11 protein-coding genes are annotated in these 11,998 nt (G+C 43.3%); 4 read left to right on the plus strand and 7 right to left on the minus strand.

The features are described from left to right. The first annotated feature begins 2 nt into the window (after positions 1-2). From HNW13_RS19365 to ccoG, 3 genes are all read left to right on the plus strand, one after another. On the plus strand, positions 3-641 hold the full coding sequence (locus HNW13_RS19365; protein WP_192116194.1) for a paraquat-inducible protein A: 639 nt from the start codon (positions 3-5) through the stop codon (positions 639-641). A gap of 214 nt (positions 642-855) precedes the next feature. Further along, positions 856-2,298, plus strand: a complete 1,443-nt coding sequence (locus tag HNW13_RS19370) for a sigma 54-interacting transcriptional regulator (RefSeq protein WP_192116193.1) — start codon at positions 856-858, stop codon at positions 2,296-2,298. A 172-nt stretch (positions 2,299-2,470) separates the two neighbouring features. Next, the gene (gene ccoG / locus HNW13_RS19375; protein WP_192116192.1) at positions 2,471-3,934 is read left to right on the plus strand and encodes a cytochrome c oxidase accessory protein CcoG; all 1,464 of its coding nucleotides are present in this window, start codon (positions 2,471-2,473) and stop codon (positions 3,932-3,934) included. Between the two features lie 172 nt (positions 3,935-4,106). On the opposite strand, the gene HNW13_RS19380 is transcribed toward ccoG, so the two are convergent. Next, positions 4,107-4,625 carry a malate synthase gene (locus tag HNW13_RS19380; protein ID WP_011639313.1) on the minus strand — a complete coding sequence of 173 codons (519 nt, stop codon included), beginning with the start codon at positions 4,623-4,625 and terminating at the stop codon, positions 4,107-4,109. Between the two features lie 147 nt (positions 4,626-4,772). On the opposite strand from HNW13_RS19380, the gene HNW13_RS19385 reads away from it, so the two are divergent. Further along, positions 4,773-6,308 carry a DUF3612 domain-containing protein gene (locus HNW13_RS19385; RefSeq protein WP_192116191.1) on the plus strand — a complete coding sequence of 512 codons (1,536 nt, stop codon included), beginning with the start codon at positions 4,773-4,775 and terminating at the stop codon, positions 6,306-6,308. Positions 6,309-6,384: 76 nt separating this feature from the next. Here the strand turns inward: HNW13_RS19385 and HNW13_RS19390 are convergent, their stop codons facing one another. From HNW13_RS19390 to HNW13_RS19415, 6 genes are all read right to left on the minus strand, one after another. Next, positions 6,385-7,725, minus strand: a complete 1,341-nt coding sequence (locus HNW13_RS19390) for an ATP-binding protein (protein ID WP_192116190.1) — start codon at positions 7,723-7,725, stop codon at positions 6,385-6,387. Next, on the minus strand, positions 7,689-8,366 hold the full coding sequence (locus HNW13_RS19395) for a response regulator transcription factor (protein WP_192116189.1): 678 nt from the start codon (positions 8,364-8,366) through the stop codon (positions 7,689-7,691). Before HNW13_RS19395 ends, HNW13_RS19390 begins: the two co-directional genes overlap by 37 nt. A gap of 43 nt (positions 8,367-8,409) precedes the next feature. Next, entirely contained in the window at positions 8,410-9,168 is a 759-nt protein-coding gene (locus HNW13_RS19400; RefSeq protein WP_011639309.1) for a membrane protein, read from the minus strand. 25 nt (positions 9,169-9,193) lie between these two features. Beyond that, a complete protein-coding gene (locus HNW13_RS19405) occupies positions 9,194-10,003 on the minus strand; it encodes a hypothetical protein (protein ID WP_192116188.1) in 810 nt (269 codons plus the stop codon). Between the two features lie 275 nt (positions 10,004-10,278). Further along, complete coding sequence (locus tag HNW13_RS19410; protein ID WP_192116187.1) at positions 10,279-10,911, minus strand: type 1 glutamine amidotransferase; 633 nt, start codon at positions 10,909-10,911, stop codon at positions 10,279-10,281. Next, positions 10,908-11,765 carry a hypothetical protein gene (locus tag HNW13_RS19415; protein WP_192116186.1) on the minus strand — a complete coding sequence of 286 codons (858 nt, stop codon included), beginning with the start codon at positions 11,763-11,765 and terminating at the stop codon, positions 10,908-10,910. The genes HNW13_RS19410 and HNW13_RS19415 overlap by 4 nt, the downstream gene beginning before the upstream one ends. Positions 11,766-11,998 lie beyond the last annotated feature (233 nt).

Genomic DNA, 11,998 nt, shown 5'->3' on the forward strand with positions numbered 1-11,998 from the left:
TCATGAAAATGTATGTATCCATCAGTTTAGTACTGATATCGTTAATCCTGCTTATTCCCGGGGTGACAGAACCGATGTTAACGATAACAGGCACCATTGAAAAGTCGCATTTAGTGGATACGGGTAAGGATATGTTAATCCAAGATTTAACGGAAGACTCTCGTGCTAATACCCGTGGAATATTGGATATTGCCGCCAGTATGTTAGGGCTAGATACGCTAGAAGGCGAAGTGGAGGTTTTTCGTAATAGCCGCAGTATCATTGATACCATTTCAGCACTATACCAATCACATCATTTCGTCGTTGCCATGTTGGTCGGGTTATTCAGTATTGTGATCCCTGCCGTTAAGTTAATCACCATGCTCATATTACTACTGCCAGTGCCGCCCTTAATTAAGCAAAGATTGAGCAAAATGATCAGTGGTATCGGCAAATGGTCTATGGCCGATGTTTTTGTGGTCGCAATTATTGTGACTTACATGGCAGGTAATGCGTCAGCTGGAATGGGCGACATGCTTAAGACTCAATCTCAGTTTGAAATCGGTTTCTATTATTTTTTAGGCTACTGTATTTTTTCAATCGCTAGCCAGATGATGGTCGACATGACACAAACGCAAAAGTCGCAGAATACCACTCGCTAATATAGACAACCGAGGCTACTAGGTTTGTGAGCTGGCGACATTAAAATTCGACGTTAACGTAAAAAAGGCTTAAATCAGCTTATTATTTTGATGATTCATGGGAATCACGATAACAAGTCATTATGGTTATGGGTAATCGAAGTCGCGATATTTCGCGACTTGTGTTTTGTAATGGTTATAATGGGTCTAAGCACTAGTAACCTTAAGATTGACTATGACTGACTCTACAACCCCTGAATATATTGGCTCCGATCATTTTTTGCCTAAAAATACTCTGTTGCTTAATGCCATGACAGAGGGCGTGTATGGTTTTGATTTAGCCGGTAATGCGGTGTTCATTAACCCCGCAGCAGAGCAAATGACAGGCTGGAAAAGTGCCGAATTAATTGGCCGAAATATTCACGACTGCCATCATCATAGTCATGCAGATGGTAGTCATTATCCTCAACATGACTGCCCCATTTATCGCACCTTACAAGATGCTATTCCTCGGCAAGTGAACGAAGATGTATTTTGGCGTAAAGATGGCAGCAGCTTTCCGGTGTATTACAGCTCAACCCCAGTATATGATCAGCAACAACTTGTCGGTGTTATCGCGATATTTCGTGATGTAAGCATGCAAAAACATACCGAGCAATCATTGAGACAAGCATTAGCGCAAGTGCAGGCTTTGTCAGAACGGTTAGCATCAGAAAATCAATACTTACTCACTGAGCTACAAGGTCAGCAAGGCGCGTCAGGAATATCGGGTAACAGCCAACCTATCAATCAACTCATGCAACAGATCCACTTGGTCGCTAATACCGACAGTACCGTACTCATTTGCGGTGAAAACGGCACCGGCAAAGAGTTAGTTGCGCGTAACTTACACAGGCTAAGTCATCGTAAAGACCAGCCGATGGTGAGTGTTAACTGCGCCGCATTTTCGACCGCATTGCTGGAAAGTGAACTGTTTGGTCATGAAAAAGGCGCATTTACTGGTGCTACAGCGCGTCGCAAAGGCAGATTTGAATTGGCCAATAATGGCACCTTATTTTTAGATGAAATTGCCGAGTTGAGCTTATCGGCACAATCTAAATTGTTACGGGTGATTCAAGAGCAAAGTTTCGAGCGCGTTGGCAGTAGTGAAACCATTAAGGTCAATATTCGCTTAGTGGCCGCCACCCATCACGATTTAACCGCGCGAGTAGAGCAAGGCTTGTTTCGCATGGACTTATATTACCGCTTGAACGTATTTCCAATTACCGTGCCGCCGTTACGAGAGCGCCGCGAAGATATTCCGCAATTAGTCAGTGATTTAGTCGCATCACTGAGTAAAAAACTCGGTAAAAAAATCACTAAGGTGAGTGCTAAAGGGCTGAAGAACTTACAGCAATATGCTTGGCCTGGTAACGTGCGTGAGTTGCAAAACCTAATCGAGCGAGAAATGATTTTATCGCAAAGTGGCCATTTACTGTTTAATACTTTACCCGTAGCGGTTGCAACCCCATTAGCTAGCAGTACGTTAACCATGGCACAAGCCGAAGCTGCGCATATTATTGCGGTATTAAATGCTAGCCACTGGCGTATTTCTGGCCCGTTTGGTGCTGCTGCAATGCTAGATATGCCGGCGAGTACCTTACGATCTCGAATGAAAAAGTTAGCCATTACACGTTAATTTTGATGATTGGTTTTATTAGGTCGCGATATATCGTGTAAAAAGTGATATATCGTGACATTGTTGTATAAGTATTTTATTTTAATCTTTTTAAATCAAATAATTACAATTATATCTAAGTTGGCTTAGTCTTTGCTATAACAGGGCAATATTGTGTTATAGGAATACATTTATGCCCAAATCATCATCTCAAACTCCGGCAGCGACTGTGCCAGTTGATAAAGCTGCCGTTTCACAACGGATTCCAGTGGTGCAAATTGCTACGCCGTCGACAAAAATTCAGGTTCGAGAACAGAAGGGTGTATTTCAACGGCTGCGTCAGCACAGTAATACGTTACTGATTGCGATTTTTTTCCTGATCCCATTTATCAATTACCAAGGCCGGCAAGCCATTCTGTTTGATGTCACCGAACAGCAATTCTTTTTCTTCAATATCACCCTGTGGCCACAAGATTTTACCGTTTTAGCGTGGTTTTTTATGGCCGCGGCTTTTGCATTGTTTTTTGTCACGGTTTACTGGGGCCGAGTTTGGTGTGGTTTTTTGTGTCCGCAAACCGCGTGGACTTTTATATATATGTGGGTAGAAGCCAAGGTAGAGGGCAATCATCATCATCGAGCGGCATTAGACAAAGCCCCATGGTCACTGAGTAAAGTGCGTAAACGAGTGACGAAGCATGCGGTGTGGATGGTGTTTGCCTTGCTAACTGGCTGCGGGTTTATTGGTTATTTTATGCCTGCACGCGAGTTGTATGTTGATATTTTTAGCATGAGTAGTGGTTTTTGGACTGGCACCTGGGTGTGGTTTTTTGCCATATGCACTTATTTAAATGCCGGCTGGATGCGTGAAATGATGTGTTTGCATTGCTGTCCTTACTCGCGTTTTCAAGCGGTGATGTTTGACGCCAACACTAAAACCGTGAGCTATGATGCTGATCGAGGTGAATCTCGTGGGCCACGTAAGCGCTCACAAAAAACGGAGCTAGGTGACTGTGTAGACTGTAATTTATGTGTTGATGTTTGCCCTACTGGGATTGATATTCGTAACGGCTTGCAATACGAATGTATTAACTGCGGTGCCTGTGTTGATGCATGTAATCAAACCATGGAAAAATTTGGCTATGCACCCAATTTAATCAGCTTTACCAGCGAAAATGCCTTAAAAGGACAACCAAAAGCCAGCCTGTTGTCGCTAAAATCACTTGGTTACGCCAGTGCATTACTGATCATGATTGTGCTGATTATTAGCGATTTAAGTCACTTAAGTCATATACAGCTCAATGTAATCCGCGACCGCCAAACCTTGTATCGTCAAGTGGGTATCGATAAAGTTGAAAACAGTTATCAACTTAAAATTCGCAATAAAACTCAACAAATGGCTTTTTATCAAATCAGTATCAGCAATGACGATCCCCAAAAGCAAACATTGCAAATAGTCACTGACAGTTTGATTGCGATAAAACCTGCAGAACAACTGGATTATCCGTTGACCCTCAGTGGCCGCCTGAGTAACCGCACGAGTGATAGCACCCAACAAACAGTGCAATTTAAAGTGACCCAAATTCAAAGCTTGGAAAATCCAACGCCAACAGAACCTGCTAATGAGATCTCGCAAACATCACGCTTCTTTTGGCCATAATCTCAGTATCTCAGTATCTGAGTATCTGAGTATCTCAGTATGGCGGCATAAACGCGTGTCGGCATTATTGGATGCTACGCAGCAAAATGGTTAAGTAACAAAAAGGCTTGTCGCATTATTAATGGGACAAGCCTTTTTTGCTAAACGTTCGCAGTGTTATCGCGATAAACCATTAACGCTGATGTAACGCGTAGTCGCTACCATCTTTAGCAGTAAACACTTTACAGTTGCCTTCAGTTGGCTGACAGCCTGTGTGGATTAAGCTAATCCATTGCTTGTATGGCGTCGGCAAATTCTTAATTGGAATCGCAACTTGAATGTCTTCAATATTAGCCTGGTCTGTGGTGCCCATTTGTCCTTGGCGGTCGAAACAAATCTCAACATGGGTATCATTATTCTTTAATACAACAGATGTTGGTTCACTTTTGTGACCCGTCAATGCCACAAATTGACATGGATTTTGTAAACCACACTGAGAGCCGTCTTTTAAAAATGCCAATAAGTGCGTGTAGTAAACTACATAGCTGCTGACATCTTGGTGCGAGCCTTCAGTTAATGGAAATTGTGCATCCAAAAAGTCTTTGGCGTTTGTGGTGCGATCCTGTTGATTCGTCGTTGCCACAAATTGCTCACCAATGAAGCGGTTAAGGTTTTGGGTGGCTGTTGCGCTTGCTTGAGTAGACATATTCATCGCCTTATTCCTCTTCGTATTGTTGTAGGTCACAAAACCTTTTTCAGTATTGTTTATCATTAAGCCTTGTTCGCAGCTTGATTTTTAGTCTATGCTATTTTTACAAACAATTTCACAATAAAAATTTTACAGTGTGAATTATACAAAATGAGAAATGATAAAAGCTTAATGCGAAAGACCCATTTTTTGGGCACAAAGATAAGAAACTTGCGTAAACGCAATAACTTAACCATGGAAGACTTGTCTGCTCGTTGTATGCGTGTTGACTCAGGTAACTCGCCGTCAGTGTCATACTTATCAATGATCGAGCGCGGAAAACGTGTTCCAAGCGCTGATATGTTGGCGGTAATTGCAGTGGTTTTTCAAAAAGAAGTGGAATGGTTTCTTGATGATGTGCCAGAAGATGAAGCGATTACGCCTGAAAAAGGCAATAAAGGCGGCATAAGTGGTATGCCGCTAGAGCCGAGTTTTTTGTTCTCCAATGACATTTTGCAAATTGCCATCCCTGAAATGTTGTCGCAAACCGGCACCAGTGGCCGCCAATTTGCTCATTTACTGATCCGCGCGCACCAAGAGCATCATCAAAACCATTTTCCTGATTTAGAGCGTGCGGCCGAAGAAGTTGGCTTAAAACGTATGCCGCTTGCCACCGAAGATATTATCGATATTGCCAAGGGCATGGGCTTAAAAATTAAATGGATCGACCGTGCTCCTAAAGAAGTTATCAACGAAATGGGCTTGAGTTCTAAGCAGTTGGTTACCTCATTTTTTGAGCCACCGGGAACCATTTATATCAGTAATATTCTGAAAAATAGACCCAGCAGATTGAGATATGACTTGGCCGTGCACATAGGTCATTGTGTGTTGCACAATAAAGACGGCTTAAAAAGTGTGATGATGTCTGGTCGCCGTGATGACTTTGATGATGCGCTGGTCCCTCAGTCAAACACCTTGAATGCACAAGATATTTTGCATGCGTGGCGTGATTTTGAATCAAGCTTTTTTGCGGGTGCTTTGTTGTGTCCTAAAGTGCCGTATCGGCAGTTACTTGACCGACATGGCTATGAGATTAGCGTGCATAAACAACTGCAGGTGTCAGCGTCTGTTGCTATGCGCCGCATGACGGTAGTGTCGCCTTATCCGCACTGGCATTACTTTGATGCCTACGCACCGGGTAAGCTAAAAGCGGTTTATCGTGGTAATGGTATTCCTTTGCCTTGGGGTAACATGCGCCTGGTAGAAGACCCGTGTCAGCACTGGGCTGTGTTTAGAATGATCAATGAGCCAGTCGACGGTACGTCTGCGCAAATATCGATTTTAAATGTCGGTAATGAACCGCGTATTTATTGTTGTGAATCGATTAAGGTTGATGACTCGGCAGGTAATCCGCATGTGTTATGTGCGGGTATTGATTTAAATCCGGCGATTGAGGCGCAAGGCAAAGATGCGCAGTCGATTGCACATGAATTAAAACAAGCTTGTTCAACGGGTGGCGGTTCAATCATTATCCCCAAACATATCCAAAAAGATCTCATCAGTGTGGCGAAAATCCTTAATATTAACTGGATTGAACGTGGGATTAAAAAAGATGCACAACTAATTTGCTCGCGTGGAGCAGTGTGCCCACGTCAGCCAAGCTGTTATGCCGCAGGGCGTAATTTATGCGAGGGAGATCAAGGCTAAGTTGACCTTTGTTTATGCCGCATCTGCATAAGTTGATGCGGTATAACAGGCGTGATTAAACGGCACCTCAATCCTGTTAAAGAGCAAACTGTACTGTAATGCAAAGCCCGCAGTTATTGACAGGATCGGTTGGCGCTAAGCTAATTTTTGCGTCCATTTGCTGCACAATACTCGCCACAATCGCTAATCCCAACCCTGAGCCATATTCGTTACTGCCCAAGACTCGATAAAAGGGTTCAAACACTTTTTGAGCTTCATCTGTGGCGATACCTGGACCTGTGTCTTTGATGGTCATCTCAATGTATTGATCTGTTTTAGTAATGCTTAAATCAATTTTACCGCCATTTGGGGTATAGCGAATCGCATTGTCGATAAGGTTGTGAATTAAGGTTTTTAAACGAACGGGATTGGCATTGAGTTCGGCGTCGTTCTCTTGGCTAAAGCCCAAATCAATCTCTTTCGCTTCTGCAAGTGGGTACAGATCTTCAATCACCTCAACGAACACCATTTTTAATGATATTGTTTGAGGTTGTTGGACGCTGTTATCTTGTTGACGCGCCATCGACAATAGTTGTTCTAGTAGATGAATACTGCGACCTATTCCGGCTTGTAGTGCATTAAGCTTCTGGCGCGCATCGTCCGTTAACTCTGTCTGCTGAAGACGTTGTGCCTGTAACGACAGCGCAGTTATGGGCGATCTTAATTCATGAGCGGCATCGACAATAAAGCGCTTTTGGCTAGCAATAACCTGGCTATTTTTGCTGAGTAAACGATTAATTGCCTCAACAAATGGCACTATTTCACTCGGTAATTGAGTAGTGGGAATTGACTGTAGGTCGTGCTCAGTTTGACGGTCAACTTCGTGGGCTAAAATACTAATCGGGCCAAGAATTTTACCTAGAATATACCCCAGTAATAACAGTAAAAGCGGAATTAATACTAACAATGGCATCAGAGTATGCAGCGCGGTTTCAAACGCAATATCGTCACGAATAGCAGTATCTTGGGCGATGGCGATACGTTGAGTGGATGACAAGGTGCGAACAAACACCCGCCAAGATTGGGTGGCTAAATCAACCGTATGAAATCCATCGGTTAAATTGCTCGGCAAGGCTAGGGTATTTTGGGCTAAGGCATTACTTGCTGAGTTGCTACCCAATAACTGCACTGAAACCTGAAACTCCAACTGATCTTGGCTTAACGGGGTGAGTGTTCCGTTGTTTAGCGTAAGCGAGTAATGGTCAAACAGCACGGCCATTTGTTGCAATACATCATCTTGGAGCTCATGGGCTTCTTCAAAGGCACTGCTAAAGGTAAAGCTAGCGGCTATGATCGCAACAGACAAAATGGCTGCTGAAATCCAATAAGATAAGCGTGTTTTTAACGAATTACTGGGGCGTTTTTTGACACCATCCATCCTACACCTCTGACATTTTTAATGGTTTCTGTACCCAATTTTTTACGCAAACAATGAATTAAAAACTCTATCGCATTGCTTTCTACCTCTTCACCCCAGCCATAAATTCGTTCTTCTAAATCACTTTTTGAATGAATCGAACCGGGTCGAATAAGCAATGTTTGCAGTAAGACGAACTCGCGGTTAGACAGTAAAATATTATCTTGAGTGAGGGTTTTGGCTTCATGTGTGGCTGGATTTAGCCAAACAATATTATTGGTTAATTCTGATGTATGTTGGTTGGCATTGCGCCTTGTTACTGCACGAATGCGTGCCAGTAGTTCGGTTATATCGAAGGGCTTAACGAGATAATCATCGGCACCTAAATCCAGCCCTTTGACTCGGTCTTCTAGGCTGTCTCTGGCGGTAATAATGATCACCGCCAGTGCGGGATGCTGAGCTCGAATATATTGCATTACTTGCAAACCATCCAGTTTCGGTAAGCCAAGGTCGAGCAACACCACATCATATTGCTGGCAACGTAAACTGTGTAAGGCCGCTTCGCCGTCGCATATCCAATCGACCGCATAGGCGACATCTTTTAAGGCGCTTTGCATGGCATCGCCAATCATTTTATCGTCTTCTACTAATAAAATACGCATAGCACCTCAATCGGACATAATGACACAAAATGAAAAGTCTTGATTAATGATGTGTTGTCGCGGCTTGCTGCTTAAATAGCATTAAACACAACACCATACCAAAGAGTAATGCGGCCGACGCACTAAAGCGACTAAATTCTAATCCACCATGGCTAATGGGTTTATCTAAAAAGTCACCCACCACGGCACCTAAAGGTCTGGTTAAAATAAAGCTTAGCCAAAATAACAGAGTGCGAGATATAGAGCTCCAAAGATAGGCAGCTAATAACACTAATAACAGGCTACCAAAGATTAACGCACTGACATCATAACCAAGGCCTGCACTGTCTACTGTCCAGTCGCCTAGCGCTGTACCTAAGGTTTGTGACAGTAAAATCGTCACCCAATAAAAACATTCGGTTTTGGTATTGTTTATCGACTGATTAGACAGGCTACCTGCGCTGACGTACCAAATTGAAAATGACATACACAACAAGCTCACTAGTAGCAATGTGCCGCCGGTATAGCCAATGCCTAAAGAGCGGTCGGCAAAGTCAGCCATCGTTGTGCCAGCCGTCGTTGTAGCGATAATGGTGGCCCAATAAATACTCGAAGAATAATGTTTACTGCGAATTTGTATTGCTACCGCTATCGCGAATAAACCGATAAAAATAACAGAGCTAACTAAATAGCCGAGGTTAAGCGACATCGATAAAGCATCTCCTGCCGTTTCGCCTAAGGTGGTGGCCAGTATTTTTACCAACCAAAATATTAAGGTGACTTGCGGCACTTTAGTCAGCGCCTGCTTTTGTAGTGTGTCCATATCGATACTCACTTATATTGATAGATTATTGGCTTTTTTGCTGTTTGGCGCGAACGGTTAGGTATGCCACAAGTGCAATAATAATCACTAAAAACACAATGCTGGTGCTGGTGGTACCAAACCCTAGGCCGCCTTTACGAATGGGTTGTGACAGTAAGTCGCCGATAGATGCACCGAGTGGACGAGTTAATATATAAGCTAGCCAAAAGCACAATACGGCATTCGCCTTGAAGCGATAAAAGACTAGGCTTATCAGCGTAATTAACCCACCAAATACGATTGCCGACATGCCATAACCTACATTCATATCTTCCGACACCCAATCGCCCACAGCAGTACCAAGTGCGAAGGTAAATAGAATGGCCAACCAATAAAATAGCTCACGTTTAAGAGTGACAATGGAGTGGATGGATAAGGTGCGTTCTTTACTGAACCAGTATGCAAATGTTGCCGCTAATAATGCGCTAAACACCGCTGTCGATACCGGTAGAGGCACATCGAGTTTGTCTGTGAGAATGTCGGTGACTAAGGTGCCAAAAATACTGATAAGCACCACAACACTCCAATATGCACCTGGGCGATATTGGCTTTGTTTAAGCTGCACCCATAAGGCGAAAAGTAAAAATACTCCCATGATGATGCTGGTATTAATCATGCCTACGTGAAGATGGAAGCTAAGATAATCTGCAGCGGTTTCACCAACGGTGGTCGACATCATTTTTATGACCCAAAAAATCAACGTGATTTCGGGCACTTTGTTGAGCCAACCATGTTGCGGTGTATTGCTGCTACTTGGGGCATGACGGGTTACTGGTGTGATGACTAATGGTTTCATGTGGACTCCTGATCCAATAGTGAAACTTGCTGTAGTCATATAGTGCCGAGCAATACTTAGCCCAAACATAGGGCTAAGTATAGAGCGACTTTTTTCGGTTATTTTTTAGCGATAGCGTTTGGCTAAGTTATTAGACTAAGACATATAGGTAAACCATTTCGTTAAGCACTTACGGAGGTACTTTCATCAAATACTTTTGTGAACCATTACGGCGCATTGATAATTTTTATGCAGTTCTGGGCGCCATATATTGCGCTATAGATTACACCTAATTTTCAACAAAAGTGCTCAGTAAGTAGCTTAAAAAAGAACGGTTCGAGAGTATCTTGCATAGCGTGAGTGTGCGGTGTGTTAGTTACAGGGCACTCATCACCAAAATGACTGATGAGTTGCCCTATTTGCGCGGAATTCCATTCAGGATGAAACTGCAAACCAATAGCCTGTTGGTGGTGATACATTTGCACATTACACTGTGCTGAACGAGCCAGCGACACAATACTGTCAGGTAAGTTAATGGCTTGATAATGCCACTGCGGCACAGCCATTATCGTACCATCAGCAAAGGTTACCTCATGCCAACCCAGTTCAGGATTAGGCATATCAATGACTTGGCCACCAAGTTCAATTGCCAATAACTGCGCGCCCAAACAAATGGCCAATAAAGGGACTTGTTGAGTTAATGCCTGTTTAATTAATCTTGACTCGGTTTGCATCCAAACAGGGTTATCCACCACATTCATCGGCCCACCTAAAATAATTAATCCTCGGTAAGCATCGAGATTTTCGAGCAAAGATTCTGGTGCATAAAAACACTCAAGTTCGATACTGTGTTGTTTAGCCCACAGTGCCATTCTACCGACGCCTTCGGCAGGGTGATGCTGAAATACTGCAATAGTTTTGTGGATCATTTCAGTTCATCCAACTCTATATACACTCTTGAAACCGTAGTCATTGGACTAGTGATGTTTGGCTTTGTGTTTGGGGCCACTAGAGAAGTGTTTTTAGGTGTTGTGTCGGGCAATGCAGCACGAAGTTGGGCTTCATTGTTAAATAAGTTTGCCGTATCAATAGGAATAACAATTTCTGCAGGTAAGCTATTGCCGACATTATCGAGGCGTACAATATGATCGGCATCGGGTCGAGTCGTCAGGCGTTTAACAAGAAACTGCACTTTATCGTTAGGGTTGTTATTAACCTTAAGGTAAGTATTGTTGCTGGTTTTTTGTTGTTCGAACTGAGTATCTAATTCATTGAATACTAACACCCTCGTCACGGTTAGCCCTTGGTTCTTCCATTGCATTTCACCGCCGCGTTCAAAATGGCCTTTAACAATATCCACGTTTAAATGTTCATTATGGCTAGGGTGAGCGGGAGATAGCATCGATAGGTCAAATTGTTGCGGCACTATGGTCCAAATTGGATATCCGCTAGCTGCCGATAACGTTAAGCCGTTGATTACCGCTGTGTTGATCTGAGGATCATCAAAGGTTAGTTGCAACACGACTTGGGCATTATGTGGGAGGTGAAACATCGGTAAATGCGAGGCAAATAGACCATATTCACTGCCAAACAATAGCATGCCGTGAAGTCCAACTCGAACTTGCGCAGTTAACGGACTATCTGTTGGAGTATCAACTTGTGTCGCATTGGCGCTGAGTGGCAGTAGCATCAAGATGGCCAGTAAACCCCGATACAAATCATTGTCAAAGCGACGTATGGATAATGGCGAAAACAGTGTGGTGATATAGCGATTCAGTAACATATTAGCGGCTCTTCTGTGTAGATGGCAGATGGGGCCGTCCCCGATGTGAATACCTGTCGATGAAACATGGTGCATGTCAGGCTGAGGTCGTCCTCAATGGGTTAATCATATCGATTAAATAAAGAATAAACCAGCTGTTATGCGGGGCGGTTCACAATTTGGATTCAGTTCCAAAAGCAAGCTTATGCAGTAATTTTCTTGAAAGTCCTACCTACAATTGATTAGTCGATATT

The sequence above is a fragment of the Shewanella sp. BF02_Schw genome (assembly GCF_014596695.2).
In the GTDB taxonomy this organism is placed as follows: Bacteria; Pseudomonadota; Gammaproteobacteria; order Enterobacterales; family Shewanellaceae; genus Shewanella.

Excerpts from the sequence above, each read along its gene's own strand:
- HNW13_RS19365 (WP_192116194.1), top strand. The coding sequence starts at position 3 with ATGAAAATGTATGTATCCATCAGTTTAGTACTGATATCGTTAATCCTG.
- HNW13_RS19370 (WP_192116193.1), top strand. The coding sequence starts at position 856 with ATGACTGACTCTACAACCCCTGAATATATTGGCTCCGATCATTTTTTG.
- ccoG (WP_192116192.1), top strand. The coding sequence starts at position 2,471 with ATGCCCAAATCATCATCTCAAACTCCGGCAGCGACTGTGCCAGTTGAT.
- HNW13_RS19380 (WP_011639313.1), bottom strand. The coding sequence starts at position 4,625 with ATGAATATGTCTACTCAAGCAAGCGCAACAGCCACCCAAAACCTTAAC.
- HNW13_RS19385 (WP_192116191.1), top strand. The coding sequence starts at position 4,773 with ATGAGAAATGATAAAAGCTTAATGCGAAAGACCCATTTTTTGGGCACA.
- HNW13_RS19390 (WP_192116190.1), bottom strand. The coding sequence starts at position 7,725 with ATGGATGGTGTCAAAAAACGCCCCAGTAATTCGTTAAAAACACGCTTA.
- HNW13_RS19395 (WP_192116189.1), bottom strand. The coding sequence starts at position 8,366 with ATGCGTATTTTATTAGTAGAAGACGATAAAATGATTGGCGATGCCATG.
- HNW13_RS19400 (WP_011639309.1), bottom strand. The coding sequence starts at position 9,168 with ATGGACACACTACAAAAGCAGGCGCTGACTAAAGTGCCGCAAGTCACC.
- HNW13_RS19405 (WP_192116188.1), bottom strand. The coding sequence starts at position 10,003 with ATGAAACCATTAGTCATCACACCAGTAACCCGTCATGCCCCAAGTAGC.
- HNW13_RS19410 (WP_192116187.1), bottom strand. The coding sequence starts at position 10,911 with ATGATCCACAAAACTATTGCAGTATTTCAGCATCACCCTGCCGAAGGC.
- HNW13_RS19415 (WP_192116186.1), bottom strand. The coding sequence starts at position 11,765 with ATGTTACTGAATCGCTATATCACCACACTGTTTTCGCCATTATCCATA.